The sequence below is a fragment of the Isoptericola sp. NPDC060185 genome, assembly GCF_042728595.1.
Classification (GTDB): Bacteria; Actinomycetota; Actinomycetes; order Actinomycetales; family Cellulomonadaceae; genus Isoptericola.
In genome coordinates, this window is the sequence record NZ_JBHWYY010000069.1 from 1 (window position 1) to 21,343 (window position 21,343).

The 21,343-nt window shown below is 73.3% G+C and carries 19 protein-coding genes and 1 tRNA gene; 1 reads left to right on the plus strand and 19 read right to left on the minus strand.

Translation table 11 applies throughout. The features are described 5' to 3' along the window. Nucleotides 1–54: 54 nt before the first annotated feature. The 19 genes from atpD to argS form a co-directional block, all read right to left on the minus strand. Nucleotides 55–1,536: a F0F1 ATP synthase subunit beta gene (gene atpD / locus ACFWDO_RS17180; RefSeq protein WP_380324465.1), complete on the minus strand. Its 1,482-nt coding sequence runs from the start codon at nucleotides 1,534–1,536 to the stop codon at nucleotides 55–57. 79 nt (nucleotides 1,537–1,615) lie between these two features. Then, the gene (locus tag ACFWDO_RS17185; protein WP_380324462.1) at nucleotides 1,616–2,515 is read right to left on the minus strand and encodes a F0F1 ATP synthase subunit gamma; all 900 of its coding nucleotides are present in this window, start codon (nucleotides 2,513–2,515) and stop codon (nucleotides 1,616–1,618) included. A gap of 2 nt (nucleotides 2,516–2,517) precedes the next feature. Continuing rightward, the gene (gene atpA, locus ACFWDO_RS17190) at nucleotides 2,518–4,146 is read right to left on the minus strand and encodes a F0F1 ATP synthase subunit alpha (RefSeq protein WP_380324459.1); all 1,629 of its coding nucleotides are present in this window, start codon (nucleotides 4,144–4,146) and stop codon (nucleotides 2,518–2,520) included. Between the two features lie 82 nt (nucleotides 4,147–4,228). Further along, nucleotides 4,229–5,044, minus strand: coding sequence for a F0F1 ATP synthase subunit delta (locus ACFWDO_RS17195; protein WP_380324456.1), 816 nt, complete (start codon nucleotides 5,042–5,044; stop codon nucleotides 4,229–4,231). After that, nucleotides 5,044–5,625 carry a F0F1 ATP synthase subunit B gene (locus tag ACFWDO_RS17200; RefSeq protein WP_380324474.1) on the minus strand — a complete coding sequence of 194 codons (582 nt, stop codon included), beginning with the start codon at nucleotides 5,623–5,625 and terminating at the stop codon, nucleotides 5,044–5,046. Before ACFWDO_RS17200 ends, ACFWDO_RS17195 begins: the two co-directional genes overlap by 1 nt. Continuing rightward, nucleotides 5,625–5,858: an ATP synthase F0 subunit C gene (locus tag ACFWDO_RS17205; RefSeq protein ID WP_380324453.1), complete on the minus strand. Its 234-nt coding sequence runs from the start codon at nucleotides 5,856–5,858 to the stop codon at nucleotides 5,625–5,627. The genes ACFWDO_RS17200 and ACFWDO_RS17205 overlap by 1 nt, the downstream gene beginning before the upstream one ends. Before the next feature lie 104 nt (nucleotides 5,859–5,962). Then, nucleotides 5,963–6,829 carry a F0F1 ATP synthase subunit A gene (gene atpB / locus ACFWDO_RS17210; protein WP_380324450.1) on the minus strand — a complete coding sequence of 289 codons (867 nt, stop codon included), beginning with the start codon at nucleotides 6,827–6,829 and terminating at the stop codon, nucleotides 5,963–5,965. A 169-nt stretch (nucleotides 6,830–6,998) separates the two neighbouring features. Continuing rightward, complete coding sequence (locus ACFWDO_RS17215) at nucleotides 6,999–7,487, minus strand: hypothetical protein (RefSeq protein ID WP_380324446.1); 489 nt, start codon at nucleotides 7,485–7,487, stop codon at nucleotides 6,999–7,001. After that, entirely contained in the window at nucleotides 7,487–8,737 is a 1,251-nt protein-coding gene (locus ACFWDO_RS17220; RefSeq protein WP_380324443.1) for a glycosyltransferase family 4 protein, read from the minus strand. The genes ACFWDO_RS17215 and ACFWDO_RS17220 overlap by 1 nt, the downstream gene beginning before the upstream one ends. Continuing rightward, nucleotides 8,734–9,537: an L-threonylcarbamoyladenylate synthase gene (locus tag ACFWDO_RS17225; RefSeq protein WP_380324471.1), complete on the minus strand. Its 804-nt coding sequence runs from the start codon at nucleotides 9,535–9,537 to the stop codon at nucleotides 8,734–8,736. Before ACFWDO_RS17225 ends, ACFWDO_RS17220 begins: the two co-directional genes overlap by 4 nt. Before the next feature lie 5 nt (nucleotides 9,538–9,542). Then, nucleotides 9,543–10,496 carry a peptide chain release factor N(5)-glutamine methyltransferase gene (prmC, locus tag ACFWDO_RS17230; protein ID WP_380324468.1) on the minus strand — a complete coding sequence of 318 codons (954 nt, stop codon included), beginning with the start codon at nucleotides 10,494–10,496 and terminating at the stop codon, nucleotides 9,543–9,545. 76 nt (nucleotides 10,497–10,572) lie between these two features. Next, nucleotides 10,573–11,667: a peptide chain release factor 1 gene (gene prfA / locus ACFWDO_RS17235; protein WP_380324440.1), complete on the minus strand. Its 1,095-nt coding sequence runs from the start codon at nucleotides 11,665–11,667 to the stop codon at nucleotides 10,573–10,575. A 166-nt stretch (nucleotides 11,668–11,833) separates the two neighbouring features. Continuing rightward, the gene (rpmE, locus tag ACFWDO_RS17240) at nucleotides 11,834–12,043 is read right to left on the minus strand and encodes a 50S ribosomal protein L31 (RefSeq protein WP_380325151.1); all 210 of its coding nucleotides are present in this window, start codon (nucleotides 12,041–12,043) and stop codon (nucleotides 11,834–11,836) included. A 165-nt stretch (nucleotides 12,044–12,208) separates the two neighbouring features. Next, complete coding sequence (gene rho / locus ACFWDO_RS17245; protein ID WP_380325154.1) at nucleotides 12,209–14,221, minus strand: transcription termination factor Rho; 2,013 nt, start codon at nucleotides 14,219–14,221, stop codon at nucleotides 12,209–12,211. Nucleotides 14,222–14,484: 263 nt separating this feature from the next. Further along, nucleotides 14,485–15,486 carry a homoserine kinase gene (thrB, locus tag ACFWDO_RS17250; protein WP_380325157.1) on the minus strand — a complete coding sequence of 334 codons (1,002 nt, stop codon included), beginning with the start codon at nucleotides 15,484–15,486 and terminating at the stop codon, nucleotides 14,485–14,487. Between the two features lie 50 nt (nucleotides 15,487–15,536). Next, the gene (thrC, locus tag ACFWDO_RS17255; protein WP_380325160.1) at nucleotides 15,537–16,631 is read right to left on the minus strand and encodes a threonine synthase; all 1,095 of its coding nucleotides are present in this window, start codon (nucleotides 16,629–16,631) and stop codon (nucleotides 15,537–15,539) included. Between the two features lie 2 nt (nucleotides 16,632–16,633). Continuing rightward, a complete protein-coding gene (locus ACFWDO_RS17260; protein WP_380325163.1) occupies nucleotides 16,634–17,989 on the minus strand; it encodes a homoserine dehydrogenase in 1,356 nt (451 codons plus the stop codon). 94 nt (nucleotides 17,990–18,083) lie between these two features. Next, nucleotides 18,084–19,466 (minus strand): diaminopimelate decarboxylase, encoded by a 1,383-nt coding sequence (gene lysA, locus ACFWDO_RS17265; protein WP_380325166.1) that lies wholly within the window; start codon nucleotides 19,464–19,466, stop codon nucleotides 18,084–18,086. Continuing rightward, nucleotides 19,463–21,130 (minus strand): arginine--tRNA ligase, encoded by a 1,668-nt coding sequence (gene argS / locus ACFWDO_RS17270; RefSeq protein WP_380325169.1) that lies wholly within the window; start codon nucleotides 21,128–21,130, stop codon nucleotides 19,463–19,465. Before argS ends, lysA begins: the two co-directional genes overlap by 4 nt. A 110-nt stretch (nucleotides 21,131–21,240) precedes the next feature. Between argS and ACFWDO_RS17275 the strand changes: the two genes are divergently transcribed. Further along, nucleotides 21,241–21,316 (plus strand) — tRNA-Arg (locus ACFWDO_RS17275). The last annotated feature ends 27 nt before the right edge of the window (nucleotides 21,317–21,343 follow it).

The following is a 21,343-nucleotide window of genomic DNA, read 5'->3' on the forward strand; positions in this document are numbered from 1 at the left end:
GTCGAGGGCGCCCCGGTCGAAGGCGACGAGGACCTCGTCGCCGACGTCCATGGGTCAGGCCCCGTACTCCTTCTGGATCCGGGCCCAGTTCTCCTCGAGCATCTCGAGGCCACCGATGTTGTAGAACGCCTGCTCGGCGATGTGGTCGAACTCGCCCTCGGCGATCTTCTTGAACGCCTCGATGGTCTCGGCGAGCGGCACGGTGGAGCCCTCCACGCCGGTGAACTTCTTCGCCATGTAGGTGTTCTGGGAGAGGAACTGCTGGATGCGGCGCGCACGCGCGACGACCGTCTTGTCCTCCTCCGAGAGCTCGTCCACACCGAGGATCGCGATGATGTCCTGCAGCTCCTTGTTGCGCTGCAGGATCGACTTCACCTGGGTGGCCACGTCGTAGTGCTCCTGGCCCACGTAACGCGGGTCGAGGATGCGGGACGTCGAGGTCAGCGGGTCGATCGCCGGGTACAGACCCTTCGACGCGATCTCGCGGGAGAGCTCGGTCGTCGCGTCCAGGTGGGCGAACGTGGTCGCCGGCGCCGGGTCGGTGTAGTCGTCGGCCGGCACGTAGATCGCCTGCAGCGAGGTGATCGAGTGGCCGCGCGTCGAGGTGATGCGCTCCTGCAGGAGGCCCATCTCGTCGGCGAGGTTCGGCTGGTAGCCCACCGCGGACGGCATGCGGCCCAGCAGCGTCGACACCTCGGAGCCGGCCTGCGTGAACCGGAAGATGTTGTCGATGAAGAGCAGCACGTCCTGCTTGCGCACGTCGCGGAAGTACTCCGCCATCGTGAGCGCCGACAGGGCGACGCGCAGACGCGTGCCCGGCGGCTCGTCCATCTGGCCGAAGACCAGGGCCGTCTTGTCGAAGACGCCGGCCTCCTCCATCTCGGCGATGAGGTCGTTGCCCTCACGGGTGCGCTCGCCGACGCCGGCGAACACGGACACGCCGCCGTGGTCCTGCGCGACGCGCTGGATCATCTCCTGGATGAGGACCGTCTTGCCGACGCCCGCACCACCGAAGAGGCCGATCTTCCCACCCTGCACGTACGGGGTGAGGAGGTCGATCGACTTGATGCCGGTCTCGAACATCTCGGTCTTCGACTCGAGCTGGTCGAAGGCCGGGGGCTTCCGGTGGATCGGCCAGCGCTCGGTGACCTCGAACTTCTCCCCCTCGGCGAGGTTGAGGACGTCGCCGGTCACGTTGAAGACCTTGCCCTTGGTGATGTCGCCGACGGGCACGCTGATCGGCGCACCGGTGTCGGTGACGACGGCGCCGCGCACGAGGCCGTCCGTCGGCTTCAGCGCGATCGCACGGACCAGGCCGTCGCCCAGGTGCTGGGCGACCTCGAGCATGAGGGTGAAGGTCTTCTCGCCCTCGCCCTGGCTCGACAGGTCGATGTCGACCGTGAGGGCGTTGTAGATGTCGGGGATCGCGTCCTCGGGGAACTCGATGTCGACGACGGGGCCGATCACGCGCGCGACCCGGCCCACGCCGGGTCCGCTCTGGTGCTCGACCGGGGCTTCCACGGTGGTGGCGGTCATTGCTTGCCTCGCTTCGAAAGGAACGTTGCGGATGTCTGGGCGGTCGTCAGAGCCGGCTCAACAGGAGCCGTGGCCGGCGTCATGACGCCGCGAGGGCGTCGGCACCCGAGACGATCTCGCTGATCTCCTGGGTGATGTCCGCCTGGCGGGCCTGGTTCGCCAGGCGCGTGTAGGTGCGGATCAGGTCCTCGGCGTTGTCCGTTGCCGTGTGCATCGCCCGCTGGCGCGCGGCCAGCTCGGACGCCGCGGCGTCGAGCATGAAGCTGAAGATGCGGCTGCGGACGTAGCGCGGTAGGAGCGCGTCGAGGACGCTCTCCGGCGACGGCTCGAAGTCGTACAGCGGGAACGTGTCGTGCTCGCCGGGCGCGGCCACGCCCTCGACGACCTCGAGCGGGAGCATCCGCACCACGCGGGGCCGCTGCGTGACCATGTTGACGAACTGCGTGTACACGACGTGCAGCTCGCCGACGCCGCCCTCGTCCGCCGGGGCGAGGAACGCCCCGAGCAGGCCGTCGGCGATCTCGCCCGCGACGTCCGAGTCCGGGCTGTCCGACCCGTACGACCACTGCCCCGCGAGCTGACGCCCGCGGTAGCGGTAGTACGACACGGCACGACGACCGGCGGCGTACAGGTCGACCGTCTTGCCGGCCTCCTGCAGCTGCCCCACGAGCCGCTCCGCCTCGCGGATGATCGACGCCGAGTAGGCGCCGGCCATGCCGCGGTCGGACGCGATCACGAGGACCGCGACGCGGTCCGTGTCGTGCCGCTCGCTGGTGAGCGGGTGCTTGGTCGACGTGTGCGTCGCCACGCCCGACACCGCGCGGGTGATCGCCCGCTCGTACGGCGCCGCCGCGGCGGTGCGCGCCCGCGCCTTGCCGATGCGGGAGGCCGCGATCAGCTCCTGCGCGCGGAACATCTTCTTCAGCGACTGCGTCGACTTGATCCGCTGCTTGTAGATGCGCTGGGATCCACCGGCCATGCTCAGGCCTTCTTCTGCACGACGAGCTGCTCCTGCTCGACGTCGGCGGACTCGTCGTCGGCGTCGCCGCCCACGAGCGGGGTGCCGTCAGCCTTGAGGAAGCCGTTGCGGACGTCCTCGACGGCCGCGGCGAGCGCGTCCTCCGTGTCCTGCTCGAGCTTGCCGGTCTCGGCGATCGTGGTGAGCACCGAGGTGTGGCGACGCAGGTGGTCGAGCATCTCGGACTCGAACCGCTTGACGTCCTCGACGGGGACGTCGTCGAGCTTGCCCTTGGTGCCGGCCCACACGGACGCGACCTGGTCCTCGACCGGGTACGGCGTGTACTGGGGCTGCTTGAGCAGCTCCATGAGCACCGCGCCGCGGGCCAGCTGGCCGCGGGACGCCGCGTCGAGGTCGGACGCGAACATCGCGAAGGCCTCGAGCGAGCGGTACTGCGCCAGCTCGAGCTTCAGCGTGCCGGAGACCTTCTTCATCGCCTTGATCTGCGCGTCGCCACCGACTCGGGAGACGGAGATGCCGACGTCGACCGCCGGGCGCTGGTCGGCGTTGAAGAGGTCCGACTGCAGGAAGATCTGGCCGTCGGTGATGGAGATGACGTTGGTCGGGATGTACGCCGACACGTCGTTCGCCTTCGTCTCGATGATCGGCAGACCGGTCATCGAGCCCGCGCCCAGCTCGTCCGAGAGCTTCGCGCAACGCTCGAGCAGGCGGGAGTGCAGGTAGAAGACGTCACCGGGGTACGCCTCGCGGCCCGGCGGGCGGCGCAGCAGCAGCGACACGGCACGGTAGGCCTCGGCCTGCTTCGACAGGTCGTCGAAGATGACCAGGACGTGCTTGCCCTGGTACATCCAGTGCTGGCCGATGGCCGAGCCTGTGTACGGGGCGATGTACTTGAAGCCCGCGGGGTCGGACGCGGGGGCCGCGACGATCGTCGTGTACTCGAGCGCGCCGGCCTCCTCGAGAGCGCCGCGCACGGAGGCGATCGTCGAGCCCTTCTGGCCGACGGCGACGTAGATGCAGCGGACCTGCTTGCTCGGGTCGCCCGACTCCCAGTTGGCCTTCTGGTTGATGATCGTGTCGATCGCGATCGCGGTCTTGCCGGTCTGCCGGTCGCCGATGATCAGCTGACGCTGACCGCGACCGATCGGGATCATCGAGTCGATCGCCTTCATGCCGGTCTGCAGCGGCTCGTGCACCGACTTGCGCTGCATGACGCCGGGCGCCTGGAGCTCGAGGGCGCGGCGGCCCTCGCTCTCGATCTCGCCCAGACCGTCGATCGGGTTGCCCAGCGGGTCCACGACGCGGCCGAGGTAGCCCTCGCCCACGGGGACGGACAGGACCTCGCCGGTGCGGCGGACCTCCTGCCCTTCCTCGATGCCCGTGAACTCGCCGAGGACGACGACGCCGATCTCCCGGACGTCCAGGTTCAGGGCGAGGCCGAGCGTGCCGTCCTCGAAGCGCAGCAGCTCGTTCGCCATCGCGCCGGGGAGGCCCTCGACGTAGGCGATGCCGTCGGCGGCGACGGTGACGCGGCCGACCTCCTCGCTGACCGCGCCCTCGGGCTCGTACGACTTCACGAAGCTGTCCAGAGCGGCGCGGATCTCCTCCGGCCGGATCGTCAGCTCAGCCATTGCTCTCTCCTGTCGTGGCCGCATATCGCGCGGCCTCACGTTCTGCGTAGCCGACCGGGGCCGGCGCTGGGCCTGGGAAGGTTTAGCCGGCCAGCCGGCGACGGGCGTCGGCCAGGCGGGACAGCACGGTGGAGTCGACGACGTCCGCGCCGACCTGGATGCGCAGGCCACCGATCACGGTCGGGTCGACCGTGACGTTGAGCTGCACGGCACGCCCGTAGGCCCGCTCGAGCAGACCGGCGAGCCGGTCCTGCTGGGACTGGCTGAGCACGGCGCCGCTGGTGACCATGGCCACGAGGCGACGACGACGCTCGGCCGCGATCTCGCCGTACCACAGCAGCGTCGCCACGAAGCGGCGGCCGCGGAGGGTGGTGGTGGCCCGACGGGCGAGCGCCTGCGTGACGTCGTCCACCTTGCCCGAGAGCAGGGTGTCGACGAACGCCGTGCGACGCGCGGGGTCGGTCGAGTCGTCCGAGAGCACCTGCCGTGCCTCGCGCTGGCCGACGAGGGCCCGGGTCAGCCGGAACAGCTCGTCCTCGACCGTCTCGAGGGCGCCCCGCGCCTCGGCGGACGCCAGCAGGGCGTCGAGCCCGAGGCGCTCCACGGCGTCCACGAGGTCCCGGTCGCCGGCCCAGCGCGACCGCGCCAGCCCGGTGACGAGCTCCACGACGCGCTCGTCGAAGCCGCCGGCCAGCACGCGCCCGGCGAGGGCCGCACGGTCCTCGACCTCGCGCGACGGGTCGGCGAGCGACCGGCGCAGCGGCCCGGAGGAGTCCAGGGCGTCGACGACGACGAACAGCTGCTCGCCGAGCGTCTGCGCGTCGGCCCCCGCGGACCGCAGGACCGGCTCGAACCGCTCCTGCGCCGCGCCGAGGGATGCTCCGCTGGTGCCCCGCATCAGCCCTCCTTGCCGACCGGCGCCGGCTCGCCCGCAGCCTCGAGCTCGTCGAGGAAGCGGTCGACGACACGCGACTGGCGCGCGGAGTCCTGCAGCGACTCGCCGACGATCTTGGACGCCAGCTCCGTGGCCAGCTCCCCGACCTCGGTGCGCAGCGAGACCGCCGCCGTCTGGCGCTCGGCCTCGATCTGGCGGTGCGCCGTCTCGACGATGCGCGCGGCCTCGTCGTGCGCCTTGGTGCGCAGCTCCGCGACGATGGCGGTGCCCTCGGCACGCGCCTCCTCGCGGGTCTTCGCGGCGTCCGCACGGGCCTCGGCCAGCTGCTGGTGGTACTCCTTCAGCGCCTCCGCGGCCTCCTCCTGCGCCTTCTCCGCCTTGGCGATGCCACCCTCGATCTTCGCGGTGCGCTCGTCGAGCACGGCCTGGAACTTGGGCAGGACGTACTTGTAGAACACGATCCCGACGATGATCACGATGATCAGCGACCACACGATGTCCGGCGTGTGCGGCAGCAGGATGTTCTGGTTCCCCTCCTCCGCGGCGACGACGCCCGCGGTCGAGGTGCTCAGGGGGGAGGCCATCACGCCGGGACGATGAAGCCGGCCACCAGGCCGAGGAGCGCGAGCACCTCGACGAAGGCGATACCGATGAACATCGTGGTACGGAGCTGGCTGGAGACCTCGGGCTGGCGGGCCATGCCCTCGATCGTCTTGCCGATGAGGATGCCGAGGCCGATGCCCGGGCCGACCGCCGCGAGGCCGTAACCGATGGTGCCGATGTTTCCGCTGACCTCGGCGAGGGTGGTGACGTCCACTGGGTTTCCTTCCGTTGGGCGCCGGGCCTCGGGTGGCCCGGCGTCTCTTTCTGAGTGCAGGTGGTGGAGCTGGGGTCCGGCTCAGGCCGGGAACCGCGAGACGGTCAGTGCTCCGCCTCGACGGACATGTTGAGGTAGACGGCGGTGAGGATCGCGAAGACGTAGGCCTGCAGGGCGGCCACGAAGATCTCGAAGAAGAAGAACGCGAAGCCGGCCACGAACGTGCCCGCGCCGAACAGCTTCATCGCGCCGGCGGAGTCGAAGAGGAAGAACGACGTGGCGGCGAAGCAGATCGCGAGCATGAGGTGCCCGGCGACCATGTTGGCCAGGAGTCGGATGACGAGCGTCGCGGGGCGCAGGACGAACACCTGCAGCGCCTCGATCGGCACCAGCAGCAGGTAGAGCGCCTTCGGCACACCCGGCGGCAGCAGCGAGTTCTTGAGGAAGCCGCCGACGCCGTGCGCCTTGACGCCCGCGCCGAGGTACATGACGTACGTCCACGCCGCCAGCACGATCGGCAGACCGATGACCGAGGTTCCCGCGATGTTGAGGAACGGGATGACCGCCGCGATGTTCATGACCAGGACGGTGCAGAAGATCGTCGCGAGCAGCTTGAAGTACTTGCGGCCGTTCTCCTGGCCGAGCACCTCGATCGCGATCGAGTTGCGCACGAAGTCGAGGACCATCTCGACGCCGTTCTGGAACCGGCCGGGCACCAGGCGGGCACGACGCGCCGCGAGGCAGAACACCAGCAGCAGGACGGTGGCCATGATGACGCGGACCAGCATGATCCGGTTGAACTCGAAGGGGGTGCCCTCGAAGAAGATCGCCGGCGGGAAGAAGTCCGCGATCGTCGGCGGCTCGAAGCCGCCGCCTTCGGCGGCGAGCAGCAGGGGGATCGCTGGCGTAGACAGGGGGTTCTCCCGGAGGTCGTACGGTCCGGGCGCTCCACTCCTGGGAGGGCACGCCATCGGACCTGGCCGTCATGGATTCGCGAACAGCCTACCGGATGTTCACAGGTGCTCCGACACCCCAGAACAGTTTTTCCGGCAAGATCACGCGGCTTGTGAAGAAGCGCACGATGTTGCCCTCGGCGACGGATCGTCGCCTGACGCAAGCACCCTGGTCAGGGGAGCGCGGTCACGGCTGCACGTAGGGCACGCGCCCGGCGTTCACGGCGCGGTAGTCCAGCAGCGCCGAGCCGATCGCCCCCACGGCGAGCACCGCGATGAGCACCCACGGGTCGTAGAACGTCGCGCCCTTGAGCAGCGCGAGCACCACGATGAGGACGACGATCTTGGCCACCCACGCCCCCATGACGAACGCCGCCATGCGGGCCGGGCTCGACCCGACCGTCTTCATCATCGACCAGATCGTCGTCGCGCAGAAGAACGCCGCGATCCCCGCGCCCACCAGCGCGCCCCACAGCCCGGGCAGCCCCGCGACCAGCAGGCCGACGCCGCCGCCCAGCACCACGAGGGCGCCGACCAGCAGCAGCGTGTCCCGCAGCGCGGCCCGCAGCACCCGCCGCTCGGCGTCGGTGGCGTGCTCGCCCGCGGCGGCGGCGTCCGTCGCCGGTCCGTCCTGGGCGGGATCGGGCGTCGGGCCGGAGCTGTCGGGCGTCGTCATCACGGGCGTCCTTCGTGCGTCGTCAGGGTGGGCGCGGCCGGGGCCGCGGGGGTCGGCGAGGTCGTGGTGGACGCGGCCGGCGCGGGGTGCGCGGCGGGCGGCGCGACGGCCGGGTGGCTGCCGGTGGCCACGTCGTCGTCGAGGAAGCGGCCCCGCGTGCGCAGCGGGCCGAGGGTGAGCAGCAGCGCGACGACCACGGCGACGCCGAGCCCGACGAGCACGGCCCGCCAGTCCCACATCACCAGCGCGGCCGCGCCGAACGAGAACACGGCGGCCCACACGTACAGGATCAGCACCGCGCGGCGGTGGGAGTGCCCCAGCGCCAGCATGCGGTGGTGCAGGTGCATGCGGTCCGGGTGGAACGGGGACTTGCCCGCGGCCAGGCGGCGCACCACCGCCATCCCCATGTCCAGCAGCGGCAGCAGCACGACCGCCACCGGCAGCAGCAGCGGGATGAACAGCGGCACCCGCTGCGCGCCCGAGAGCGCGTCGCCGGTCGAGACCGCGTCGACGTTGCCCGTGATCGTGATCGCCGCGCCGGCGAACACCAGGCCCAGCACCATCGAGCCGGAGTCGCCCATGAAGATGTGCGACGGGAAGAAGTTGTGCGGCAGGAAGCCGAGGCACGCGCCCACCAGGACGGCCAGCATCAGGGTCGCGAGGTTCGCGTAGTTCTCCGGGGTCGCCTGCTGCGTGAGCCCGTACGTGTAGAGCAGGAAGGCGGTGCCGCCGATGGCGATCAGGCCCGCGGCCAGGCCGTCCAGCCCGTCGACGAAGTTCACCGCATTCATCGCCACGACGACCACGAGGATCGTCGCGAACAGGGACAGCCGGGACGACGTGATGAACAGCCCGTCCGGCGTCGGCAGCGACGTGAGCTGCACCTGCTGCCACGCCATGAAGCCCGCCGCGAGGGCCTGCCCCGCGAGCTTGGTCATCCAGTCCAGGTCCCACACGTCGTCGGCCCAGCCCAGCAGGCACACGATCGTCGCGCCGCCCACGATGCCCCACGCCTGCGGCCCGGTCGCGAAGACCCCCGACAGGAACGGCATCTGCGAGGCCAGCACGACGGCGACGACGATGCCGAGCAGCATCGCCAGCCCGCCCAGGCGGGGCGTCGGTCTCAGGTGCACGTCGCGGTCGCGGACCGCCGAGATCGCGCCCGTCCGGCGCGCGACCCACCGCGCTCCCGGGGTGGCCAGGTACGTGACCGCCGCCGAGACGAGCATCAGGAGCAGATATGCCCTCACCCGGCCGGCTCCTCCGCGGGCGGGGCGGCCGGCTCCTCGGTGGTCGGCACGGCGGCCTCGTCGGAGGCGTCCGGTGCGCTCGCGTCGGCGGCCTCGGGCGCGACGTCGTCCGTCGCGTCGTCGGCGCTCTCGTCCGTCGCGTCGTCGGCGACGTCCTCGTCGGGCTCGTCGACGCCGCGCACGGGGGCGACCTCGTTGAGCGCCTCGAGCGTGATGGCGCCCTGCCGCACGACACGCAGCCGCGAGCCGGTCGCGTCGACGATGGTCGAGGCGACGCCGCCGGGCGCGTCACCGCCGTCGAGGTAGGTGCTCACGGGGTCGCCGAGCTGGGCGCGCGCGTCCGCGACGTCGAGCGCGGCCGGGCTCCCGGAGGCGTTGGCGCTGGACACCGCGAGGGGGCCGGTGCGGCGCAGCAGCGCGAGCGCGGCGGGGTGGTCGGGCATGCGCAGCGCGACGGTGCCGTGCGTCTCCCCCAGGTCCCACTGCAGGGACGGCTGCGCCCGCAGGATGATCGTGAACCCGCCGGGCCAGAAGGCCTCGACGAGCTTGCGCGCGTCGTCGGGGACCTCGGTGGCCAGCCCGTCGAGGGTGCGCACGTCCGGAACCAGCACGGGGGGCGGCATCTGCCTGCCACGGCCTTTGGCCGCGAGGAGGGCCGCGACGGCCTCCGCGTCGAAGGCGTCGGCGCCGATGCCGTAGACGGTGTCGGTCGGCAGCACCACGAGGCCGCCTCGAGAGACCGTGTTCACCGCCTCGTCGATCGCAGGGCCCCAGGTGTTCGGGTCGGTGACGTCGTGCACGCTGCTCACGGGGACCAGTCTGTCACGGTTCGACCGGCCGCCCGCCGCGCGTCCGGGCCGTCGGAACCGCCGTCGGCACGGGTGCCGGAGCGTCGGGCCACGACCATCCGCGGCCGCCCGGTGAGGTCGTCGCGGGTCTCCGCGGGGCCGAACCCGCCGTGCGCCGCGACCATCGCCCGCGCGTCGGCGTCCTGGACCTCCGCGTGCTCCATGACGTAAAGCCCGCCGGGCCGCAGCAGCCGGGCCGCGGCGGCGGTCACCCCGCGGGGCACCTCGAGCCCGTCCTCCCCCAGCCCGTACAGGGCCACCGCCGGGTCGTGCTCGGCCACCTCGGGGTCGCGCGGGACGGCGCCGGGCGGCACGTAGGGCGGGTTCGAGACGACGACGTCGACCGTCCCGTCCAGGTCGTGCAGCGCCGTGCGCGCGTCCCCGCGCACCAGGTGGACGACGTCGCGGCTGACCTCGCCGGCCGCGTCCCGCGACACCGCCGCGACGTTGCGCGCCGCCCAGCCGTGGGCCGCGACGTCGAGCTCCACGGCGTGCACGCGGGCGCCGGGCACCTCGGTCGCGACGGCCAGGGCGATGGCCCCCGACCCGGTGCACAGGTCGACGACGACGGCCGCGCCGTCGCGCGCGACGACCCGCGCCGCCTCGTCGATCGCGACCTGCGCCACCTGCTCGGTCTCCGGGCGGGGCACGAAGACGCCGGGGCCGACCGCCAGCTCGAGATGGCGGAACGGCGCGACGCCCGTGAGGTGCTGCAGCGGCGCGCGGGCAGCCCGGCGGGCGACGGCCGCGGAGAACCGCTCCGCGACCTCCGGCGGCACGTCGCGGTCCAGCACCGCGAGGCGTCGCATCTCGGCACGGTCGACGCCGAGGGCGTGCGCGAGCAGCGTCTCGGCGTCCACCCGGGGGCTCGGGACGCCCGCCTCCGCGAGGCGCGCCGTCGCCCAGCGCACCGCACGGCCCGCCGCCGCGGGCGCGGCCTCGGGAGGCGTCGGCGCGCCCGCTCCCTCCGCGCCCGCGCGCCCGGCGTCAGTCACCGGAGCCCGCCGCCGCCAGGCGCGCGGCCTCGTCGGCCTCCACCGCGGAGCGGACCACGGGGTCGAGGTCGCCCGCGAGCACGTGGTCGAGGTTGTACGCCTTGTATCCGGTGCGGTGGTCCGCGATGCGGTTCTCGGGGAAGTTGTAGGTGCGGATCCGCTCGCTGCGGTCGAGGGTGCGCACCTGCGAGCGGCGCACGTCGGCGGCGGCCGCGGCGGCCGCCTCCTGCTGCGCGGCGAGCAGCCGGGCGCGCAGCACCCGCATCGCCTGCTCCTTGTTCTGCAGCTGCGACTTCTCGTTCTGCATCGAGACCACGATCCCCGTCGGCACGTGGGTGATGCGGACGGCGGAGTCCGTCGTGTTCACGGACTGCCCGCCCGGCCCCGACGACCGGTAGACGTCGATGCGCAGGTCGTTCGGGTCGACCTCGACCTCGCCCGGGTCGTCGACCTCGGGCAGCACCAGGACGCCGGCCGCCGACGTGTGGATGCGGCCCTGCGACTCCGTGACCGGCACGCGCTGCACGCGGTGCACGCCGCCCTCGTACTTGAGCGAGGCCCAGACGCCCTCGGCCGGGTCGGTCAGGCTGCGCGCCTTGACGGCGACCTGCACGTCCTTGTACCCGCCGAGCTCCGTCTCGGTCGCGTCGAGCACCTGGGTGGTCCAGCCGCGCCGCTCGGCGTAGCGGAGGTACATGCGCAGGAGGTCGCCGGCGAAGAGCGCGGACTCGTCGCCGCCCTCCCCCGCCTTGATCTCGAGGATCACGTCGCGCGCGTCGTCGGGGTCGCGGGGCACGAGCACGCGACGCAGGCGCTCGGCGGCCTCGTCGGCCGCGGCGCGCAGGCCCGGCAGCTCCGCGGCGAACGCCTCGTCCTCCGCGGCGAGCTCCGCGGCGGCCTCCGCGTCGTCGTGCGCCTGCTCCCACGCGCGGTACGCGGCGGCGACCTGGTTCAGCTCGGCGTACCGGCGCCCGAGGGAGCGGGCGCGGCCGGCGTCGGCGTGCACGGCCGGGTCGGCGAGCTCCCGCTCGATCTCGGCGTGCTCGGCGAGCAGCGGCCGCGCGGCCGCGAAGGGTTCCGTGCTCACGACGCGTCCCCGACTTCCCGGTGGCCCGGCTCGACCGCGCCACCCGATCTCTGCGAGGTGGGGGCGGCTGCCTCACCCACCGGTGGGAAATGCAGCAGCGCCGGTGGTCCGTCGTCCGACTGCCCCTGGAGAGGTTGTCGGGCGGACCACCGGCGCTGCGTGACAGCTACTTCTTCTTGCCGTAGCGCGCCTGGAAGCGGGCGACGCGGCCACCGGTGTCGAGGATCTTCTGCTTGCCCGTGTAGAACGGGTGGCAGGCGCTGCAGACCTCGACGTTGATCTTGCCGGAGGTCGCGGTGCTGTGGGTCGTGAACGTGTTGCCGCAGGTGCAGGACACCTCGGTGACGACGTACTCGGGGTGGATACCGGACTTCATGATGCTCCTTGGTGAGATGCCGCCGGGTCGCCCCGCAGGACCGCGGGCCGTGAACCGGATGGCCGACGAACTATTGTGCCAGACCGCGCAGGGCCTGAAGAAATCTCGGGTCGAGCCCGCCGCGACCCGGTGCGGGTCCCGGCGGGCTCGGTACTCCGAGGCGGGTCAGATCGTCTCGCCCGGGTTCTCGTCCGAGAGCCCGGCCGGCGTCGTCTTCTGCACGTGCAGCAGGAACTCGACGTTGGTCTTGGTCTTCTTGAGCTGGCCGAGCAGCAGCTCGATGGCCTGCTGCTGGTCCAGCGCGCCGAGCACGCGGCGCAGCTTGTAGACGATGCCGAGCTCGTCCTTCGCCATGAGGATCTCCTCGCGGCGCGTGCCGGACGCGTTGACGTCCACGGCCGGGAAGATCCGCTTGTCGGCGAGGTTGCGGGACAGGCGCAGCTCCATGTTGCCCGTGCCCTTGAACTCCTCGAAGATCACCTCGTCCATCTTGGAGCCCGTCTCCACGAGCGCCGAGGCGAGGATGGTCAGCGAGCCGCCGTTCTCGATGTTGCGCGCCGCGCCGAAGAACTTCTTCGGCGGGTAGAGCGCCGCCGCGTCCACACCACCGGAGAGGATGCGGCCCGACGCCGGCGCCGCCAGGTTGTAGGCGCGCGACAGGCGGGTGAGCGAGTCGAGCAGCACCACGACGTCCTGGCCCAGCTCGACCAGGCGCTTGGCCCGCTCGATGGCGAGCTCCGCGACGATCGTGTGGTCCGACGCGGGGCGGTCGAACGTCGAGGCGATGACCTCGCCCTTGACCGTCCGCTCCATGTCGGTGACCTCTTCGGGCCGCTCGTCCACGAGCACCACCATGAGGTGGACCTCGGGGTTGTTCGCGGTGATCGCGTTGGCGATCTGCTGCATGATGATCGTCTTGCCGGCCTTGGGCGGCGCGACGATGAGGCCGCGCTGGCCCTTGCCGATCGGGGCGACGATGTCGATCACGCGGGGCGTGAGGCGCGTGGCCTCCGGGTTCTCCAGGCGCAGCCGCTCCTGCGGGTACAGCGGCGTCAGCTTGGTGAACTCGGGGCGCTGGCGGGCCTCGTCGATCGACATGCCGTTGACCGAGTCGAGCCGCACCAGGGCGTTGAACTTGCTGCGGACGTTCTTGCCCGCCGGCGGCTCCTCGCCCTCGCGGGGCTGGCGGATGGCGCCGACGATCGCGTCGCCGCGGCGCAGGCCGGCCTTCTTGACCTGGTTCAGCGACACGTAGACGTCGCCCTCGCCCGGCAGGTAGCCGCTGGTCCGCACGAACGCGTAGTTGTCGAGGATGTCGAGCACGCCGGCGACGGGCAGCAGCACGTCGTCCTCGCGCACCTCGACGTCCTCGAGACCCGCGACGTCCGGACCGTTGCCCCGGCCGCCACGGCTGCGCTTGCGGTCCCGGCCTCGGTCCCGGCCGCGGCGACGGCGCGACCCGCGCTCGTCGTCGAGGTCGGCGCGGCGCTGGCGGTCGTCCCGCTGGCCGCCCTGACCCTGCTGGTTCTGCTGACCCTGCTGGCCGGAGCCGCCCTCGTTCGAGCGACCCTGACCGGAGCGCTGGCCGTCGCCGTCGCCCTGGTCGCGGCCACCGTTGTTCTGGCCGCCCTGGCCGCCGTTGTTCTGGCCGCCGCCGCGACGCCCGCCCCGCTCGCGCGGAGCCGCCACGGCCTCGGCGAGCTGCGCCAGGCGCGCCTCGCGGTCGGCGTCGGAGCGCTGCTCGCCCCGCTGCTCGTTGCGCTGCTCGGTGCCGCGCGCGGGCTGCGCGGCGGGGGCCGCCGCGTCGGCCGCCGCGCGCTGCTGCGACGCGGCCTCGCCCTCGACGGAGCCCGCCGAACGGGTGGCGCGGCGCGAACGGCGCGGCGCCTCCGCGCCCTCGGCACGGGGAGCGCGGGCGTCGGACGACGCGGGCTGCTCGGCCGGGGCGTCGCTGCGGACCGTGGGCGCCACGGCGGTCGCCGCGGCGACCGGGGCACCGGAGGTGCGCGCGCCCTGGCCGCGCGCGGCCCGGATCGCGTCCTGCAGGTCGCTCTTGCGCATCCGGGACGTGCCCTTCACGCCCATGCCGGAGGCCAGCGCCTGGAGCTCGGCGAGACGCATCGAGCTCAGGTTCCCGGATGCGGCGGAGCCGTTCCGGCTGTCGGTGGTGTTCGTCACGAAGGACCCTTCCCCCTCGTATGCGGCCCTCAGATGTCACGGGCCGGGGTGGCTGCCGTCCTGGCGCGGGAGGCGTCGGGACGCGTGGAACCTCGCATCAGTGGTACGACGACGTCGGCTGGCGGGGTTGTGTTTCGCCTTCTCACGGGACTGCCGCGGCGGGTCGTGCACCGCATCGCAACCACCGAGGCACCTGGCTCCGACCGGGCACGCGGACGCGCCGTGCGGTGGGAGGGAGTGCCCTCGCGGTCGTTCCCGAAGGCTCACCGCATCATATCACCTCGAGCCCGTCCGGAGGCCGACACGCCGCCTCCCGCGCGGCGCGGCCCGGCGCCCCCTCCGCCGGTCACGCGCCGCGCGACCGCGCCGCCGGTGTCGACGCCCGGACGCAGCACGCGCCAGCCCGCCACGTCGTCGACGAGCTCGGCCAGCACGCCGTCGAGCCGGGCCGTACCCTCCCCCGACGTCAGCACGAGGACGGTGGGTCCCGCCCCCGAGATCGTGGCCGCGTGCCCCTCCGCCCGCAGCGCGCGCAGCAGCTCCGCCGAACCGGCCATCACTGCGGCCCGGTAGTCCTGGTGCAGGCGGTCCTCGGTGGCGTCGAGCAGCAGCTCCGGCCGCCGCGCCAGCGCCTCGACCAGCAGTCCCGCCCGGCCCGCCGTGAACGCGGCGTCGCCGTGCGGCACCTCCGCCGGGAGCACGCCGCGCGCGCGGCTCGTGGCCAGGCGGTGGTCGGGCACGAGCACCGTGGCCTCGATGCGCTCGTCGACGTCGAGGTCCACGGCGCGCGGTCCGTCCGGCGACCTCCAGGCGAGGGTCGCCCCGCCGCGGATCGCGGGAGCCGCGTTGTCCGGGTGCCCCTCGAACTCGGTCGCGATCCGCAGCACCGCGTCCGCGTCGAGCACGTGCGGGTCGGCCAGCAGGGCCCGCGCGGCGACGATGCCCGAGACCACGGCCGCCGACGACGAGCCCAGCCCCCGCGCGTGCGGGATCCGGTTCAGGCAGCGCAGCCGGAGCCCGGTGCGGGGCGCGCCCGCGAGGTCGAGCGTGTGGCGCAGGGCGCGCACGACGAGGTGGTCCTCGCCGTCGGGCACCTCTCCGGCGCCCTCCCCCTCGACCTCGATGACGACGTCGTCGCTGGCGAGGAGCTCGACCTCCAGGTCGTCGTGCAGGGCGAGGGCGAGCCCCATCGCGTCGAACCCCGGGCCGAGGTTCGCGCTGGTGGCCGGGACGCGGACGAGGACGTGGTCGGCGCCGAGCTGCATCGTTCCCCTCCCGGGGGTCCGGTCGAAGCGGGTGTCGTGCGGGGGTCGGCTCAGTCGAGGCCGAGGGCGGTGGCGACGGACACGACGTCGGCGCTCACCCGCGTGGGCGCGACCTCGCCGCCGTCGGGCGTGCGCAGCGCCCATTGCGGGTCCTTGAGGCCGTGGCCGGTGACGGTCACGACGACGCGCGCGCCGGCCGGGACGAGCCCGCGCTCGGCGCGGGAGAGCAGGCCCGCGACGCCCGCCGCGGAGGCCGGCTCCACGAAGACGCCCACCTCGGCCGAGAGCACGCGGTGCGCGGCGAGGATCTCCTCGTCGGTGACGGCCTCGATCACACCCCCCGACGTGTCCCGCGCGTCCTCGGCCTGCTCCCACGACGCCGGGTTGCCGATGCGGATCGCGGTGGCGATCGTCTCCGGCTCGTCCACGGGGTGGCCCTTGACGATCGGCGCGGCGCCGGCGGCCTGGAAGCCCCACATCTGCGGGGTGCGCGTGGCGACCGCGCCCGCCGCGGCACCGGCGTCGAGGCCGGCGTACTCGCGGTAGCCCCTCCAGTACGCGGTGATGTTCCCCGCGTTGCCCACCGGCAGGCAGTGGATGTCAGGGGCGTCACCGAGCGCGTCGACGACCTCGAACGCCGCGGTCTTCTGCCCCTCGATGCGGTCCGGGTTGACGGAGTTCACGAGCTCGACCGGGTACACCTCGGCGAGCTTGCGCGCCGTCACGAGGCAGTCGTCGAAGTTGCCGTCCACCTGCAACAGTCGCGCGCCGTGCGCGATCGCCTGGCTCAGCTTGCCCATCGCGATCTTGCCGTCCGGCACCAGGACCACGCAGGTCATGCCGGCGCGGGTGGCGTACGCGGCCGCCGACGCGGACGTGTTGCCCGTCGAGGCGCACACCACGGCCTTGGCGCCGCGACCCGCCGCCGCGGAGATGGCCGCCGTCATGCCCCGGTCCTTGAAGGACCCGGTCGGGTTCATGCCCTCGACCTTGACGTACACGTCCGCGCCGGTGCGCTGCGACAGCGCGGGGGCGGGCACCAGCGGCGTGCCGCCCTCCCCGAGCGTCACGACGCGCTCGAGCAGGTGGGCCGGCAGCCGGTCGGCGTACTCGGTGATGACACCGCGCCACTGGTGGGCAGGCATGGTCAGGCTCCCTCGACTCGCAGGACGGACGTGATCTCGTGCACCGCGTCGAGGCCGCGCACGGCGGCGACCGTGGCGGCCAGCGACGCCTCGCGGGCGGCGTGCGTGGTGATCAGCAGCGCCGCGGTGCCCTCGGCGACGCCGACGGCGTACGGCTCGTCCGGGGCCTGCCGCACGGTGTCGATCGACACCCCGTGGTCGGCCAGCACCTGCGCGACCTGCGCGAGGACGCCCGGACGGTCCGCCACGACGAGGCGCACCTGGTAGCGCGTGACCGCGGCGTCGTGCGGCAGCACCGGCAGCGACGCGTAGGCGGACTCGCGCGGGCCGCGGCCGCCGACGATCCGGTCGCGCGCCGCGGAGACCAGGTCGCCGAGCACCGCCGAGGACGTCGGCCGCCCGCCCGCGCCCTGGCCGTAGAACATGAGCGGGCCCGCGTCGTCGGCCTCGACGAACACCGCGTTGAAGGCGCCGTGCACGGCGGCGAGGGGGTGCGCGGACGGCACGAGCGCCGGGTGCACGCGCACCGAGACGCCCTCCGCGGTCTGCTCCGCGATCGCGAGCAGCTTCACCACGTGACCGGTCTGCTGCGCGGCCGCGACGTCGGCGGCGGTGACGCCGGTGATGCCCTCGCACGCGACCTGCGCCAGCGAGACGCGGGTGTGGAAGGCCAGCGACGCGAGGATCGCGGCCTTCGCGGCGGCGTCGTGCCCCCCGACGTCGGCCGTCGGGTCCGCCTCCGCGTACCCGAGGCTCTGCGCCTCCTTGAGGGCCTCCTCGAGATCGAGGCCGTGCGTCGTCATCTGGTCGAGGACGTAGTTGGTGGTGCCGTTGACGATGCCGAGGACGCGGCGCACGTGGTCTCCCGCGAGCGACTCGCGCACCGGGCGGACGATCGGTATCGCGCCGGCGACCGCCGCCTCGAACGAGAGGTCGACGCCGGCGGCGTCGGCGGCCTCGAAGAGCTCCGGGCCGTGCGCCGCCAGGAGGGCCTTGTTGGCCGTCACGACGCTCGCACCGCCGGCGATGGCGCGGTGGATCAGCCCCCGGGCCGGCTCGATGCCGCCCATGAGCTCGACGACGACGTCCGCGCCGTCCACGAGCGACTCCGCGTCCTCGGTGAGCAGCTCGCGCGGGACGACCGTGCCGACGCCGTCGCGTGGACGGCTCGCGTCGCGCACGGCGATGCCCACCAGCTCCAGGCGCGTCCCGGCGCGGGCGGCGAGCTCGTCGGCGTGCCGGACGAGCGTCTGCGCCACCTGCGTCCCGACCACGCCGCAGCCGAGGAGGGCGACGCGCAGCGCGCCGGGGACGGGGCGCGGGTCGGCCGGGGGCACGGGGGCGGGGGCTGCGGGCACGGGGGAACCTTCGGAACGGGATGCCGGGACGGTGGCCAGGATAGCCGCGTGGCGCGGGGTCGGGGCCGCCCGTCCACAGGCGGCCCCGACGCCCTCAGCCGAGGTCGAGCGCGAGCAGGTCGTCGACCGTCTCGCGCCGCACGAGGACGCGCGAGGCGCCGTCGGCGACGGCCACCACGGGCGGCCGCGTCAGCAGGTTGTAGTTCGATGCCATCGACCGCCCGTAGGCCCCCGTCGCGGCGACCGCGAGGAGGTCCCCGGCGCGCACGTCGCCCGGCAGCATGACCTCGTGCACGACGATGTCGCCGCTCTCGCAGTGCTTGCCGACGACGCGTGCCAGCACCGGCGCGGCCTCCGACGTCCGGCCCACGAGCTCCGCGTGGTACTGCGCCTCGTACAGCGCGGGGCGGATGTTGTCGCTCATCCCGCCGTCGACGGACACGTAGGTGCGCACGCGGCCGTCGTCGAGGGCCACCGGCTTCACGGTGCCGACCGTGTAGAGCGTGAGCCCCGCCGGGCCGACGATCGCGCGCCCCGGCTCGATGGAGATCCGCGGCAGCGGGGTGCCGAGGTCGGCGCAGACGGCGGCCACCGCGCTCGCCACGTCCTTGGCCACGCGGTCCGGGTCCAGCGGCACCTCGCCGGGCAGGTAGGCGATGCCGTAGCCGCCGCCGAGGTCCACCTCGTCGACGAGCACGCCGGTGCGCTCCGCGAGCTCCGCCCGCAGCGCCAGCACGACGCGCGCCGCCGCCTCGAAGCCCGCCGGGTCGAGGATCTGCGACCCGATGTGGGAGTGGATGCCCAGCAGGCGAAGCTCCGGCCGCGCGACGACCGCGAGCAGCGCCCGCATCGCCGGCGGGTCACCGCCGTCGCCGTCGAGCGCGCCCCGGTTCACGGACAGCCCGAACTTCTGGTCCTCGTGCGCGGTGGAGATGTACTCGTGCCCGCCGGCGTGCACCCCGGTCGTGACACGCACCATGACGGGCGCGACGACGCCGCGCGCGGCGGCCAGCGCTGCGACCCGGCCCACCTCCACGAGGGAGTCGACGATGATCCGGCCGACGCCCGCGTCGAGGGCGGCGAGGATCTCGTCGTCCGACTTGTTGTTGCCGTGCAGGCCGAGCTCGGCTCCCGGGACGCCCGCGCGCAGTGCGACGGCCAGCTCGCCGCCCGACGCCGTGTCGACGCGCAGCCCCTCCTCGCGGGCCCATCGCGCGACCGCGACGGTGAGCAGGGCCTTCCCGGCGTAGTAGACGTCGACGCCCGTGCCCACCTCCGCGAAGGCCGTCGCGAACGCGGTGCGATAGCCGCGGGCGCGGGCGCGGAAGTCCGCCTCGTCGAGCACGTACGACGGGGTGCCGTGCTCGGCCGCGAGCGCGTCCACGCCGACCCCGCCCACCTCGACGACGCCGTCGGCGCGCCGCCGGACACCGGTCGACCAGGGCACGCCGAGGACGCCGGTCGCGGGGGCGGTCACATCCGCTCCGGCGCGGACACGCCGAGCAGCTCGAGCCCGTTGGCGAGCACCTGGCGCACCGCGTCGTTCAGCCACAGGCGCGTGCGGTGCGTGTCCGTGACCTCCTCGTCCGGGTACGGCGTCACGCGGCACTCCTGGTACCACTTGTGGTAGTCCGCGGCGAGGGACTCGAGGTAGCGCGCGACGCGGTGCGGCTCGCGCAGCTCGGCCGCCTGCGACACGATCCGCGGGAACTCGGTGAGCGCGCCCACCAGCGCCGTCTCGGTCTCGTGCGTCAGCAGCGCCGGGTCGAAGGCGTCCGAGCCGTCCGCGGCGACGCGCACGACGTCGCGGTCCGCGGCGTTCCGGTCGACGGCGCAGGTGCGCGAGTGCGCGTACTGCACGTAGTAGACGGGGTTGTCGTTGCTCTGCTTGAGCATCTCCTCGCCCGACAGCGACAGCGGCGAGTCCGCCGGGTAGCGCGCGAGCGAGTAGCGCAGCGCGTCCGCTCCCAGCCACTCGATGAGGTCGTCCATGTACAGGGCGTTGCCGCGGCGCTTGCCCATCCGCTCGCCACCGATGTTCACCAGCTGGCCGATGAGCACCTCGATGTTCGCCTCGGGGTCGTCGCCCGCGCACGCGGCGATCGCCTTGAGGCGGTTGATGTACCCGTGGTGGTCGGCCCCGAGCAGGTAGATCTTGCCCGGGAACCCGCGGTCCTTCTTGGACAGGTAGTAGGCGGCGTCGGCGGCGAAGTACGTGGGCTCGCCGTTCGCGCGGATCATCACGCGGTCCTTGTCGTCGCCGAAGTCGGTGGTGCGCAGCCAGACCGCGCCGTCGACGTCGAACACGTGGCCCTGCTCGCGCAGGCGCGCGACGGCCTGCTCCACCGCGCCCGAGGCGTGCAGCGTCCGCTCGGAGAACCACACGTCGAAGTGCACGCCGAAGGCGTCGAGCGTGCGGCGGATCGCCTCGAGCTGCGCCTGGTAGCCGAGCTCGCGGGCGGTCGTGACGGCCTCGTCGGCGGGCAGGGACAGAAGGCCGGGCTCCTGCTCCAGCACCTCGGCGGCGCGCTCGGCGACGTACTCGCCGGGGTAGCCGCCCTCGGGCACGTCCTCACCCTTGGCCCGCGCGACGATCGACGCGCCGAACTTGTCCATCTGCGCGCCGGCGTCGTTGATGTAGTACTCGGCGGTCACGTCGGCGCCCGCGGCGCGCATGATCCGCACGAGGGCGTCGCCGAGCGCGGCCCAGCGGGTGTGGCCGATGTGCAGCGGGCCGGTCGGGTTGGCCGAGATGTACTCGAGGTTGTGCACCTGGCCGGCGAGGGCGTCGGTGCGGCCGTACTCCTCCCCCGCGGTGACGATCGTCCGGGCGAGCTCGCCCGCGGCGCCGGCCTCGAGCGTGATGTTGAGGAAGCCCGGCCCGGCGACGTCCGCCGCCTTGACCCCGGGGGTGGCCGCGAGGCGCGCGGCCAGGTCCTCCGCGAGCGCCCGCGGGGTGGTGCCGGCCTTCTTCGCGAGCTGCAGCGCCACGTTGGTGGCCCAGTCACCGTGCTCGCGCTGCCGGGGTCGCTCGACGTGGACCGAGGCCGGGACGGCGTCGGCGGGAAGGGCGAGGGTACCGTCGGCCACGGCCGAGGCGAGGGCAGCGCTGAGTGCTCCGGAGAGCTCGTCGGGGGTCACCGGGCGATTCTACAAAGCCGTCGGCCGGCGCCGTGCTGGCGGTTGCCACCCGGACCTCCAGGTGCTGGTAGTCTCGTGCACCGTGCCGAGCGGTTCCCGCGTCGGCGCCCGCGCCTGTAGCTCAGTGGATAGAGCGTCTGCCTCCGGAGCAGAAGGTCGGGGGTTCGAATCCCTTCAGGCGCACCACGAGAGAAGCGGCCCTGGTCATCGACC

Coding starts and splice junctions, on each gene's coding strand:
- ACFWDO_RS17195 (WP_380324456.1), bottom strand. CDS start 5,044: ATGCGGGGCACCAGCGGAGCATCCCTCGGCGCGGCGCAGGAGCGGTTC.
- thrB (WP_380325157.1), bottom strand. CDS start 15,486: ATGCAGCTCGGCGCCGACCACGTCCTCGTCCGCGTCCCGGCCACCAGC.
- thrC (WP_380325160.1), bottom strand. CDS start 16,631: ATGCCTGCCCACCAGTGGCGCGGTGTCATCACCGAGTACGCCGACCGG.
- ACFWDO_RS17200 (WP_380324474.1), bottom strand. CDS start 5,625: ATGGCCTCCCCCCTGAGCACCTCGACCGCGGGCGTCGTCGCCGCGGAG.
- atpB (WP_380324450.1), bottom strand. CDS start 6,829: ATGGCGTGCCCTCCCAGGAGTGGAGCGCCCGGACCGTACGACCTCCGG.
- rpmE (WP_380325151.1), bottom strand. CDS start 12,043: ATGAAGTCCGGTATCCACCCCGAGTACGTCGTCACCGAGGTGTCCTGC.
- atpD (WP_380324465.1), bottom strand. CDS start 1,536: ATGACCGCCACCACCGTGGAAGCCCCGGTCGAGCACCAGAGCGGACCC.
- atpA (WP_380324459.1), bottom strand. CDS start 4,146: ATGGCTGAGCTGACGATCCGGCCGGAGGAGATCCGCGCCGCTCTGGAC.
- ACFWDO_RS17185 (WP_380324462.1), bottom strand. CDS start 2,515: ATGGCCGGTGGATCCCAGCGCATCTACAAGCAGCGGATCAAGTCGACG.
- ACFWDO_RS17215 (WP_380324446.1), bottom strand. CDS start 7,487: ATGACGACGCCCGACAGCTCCGGCCCGACGCCCGATCCCGCCCAGGAC.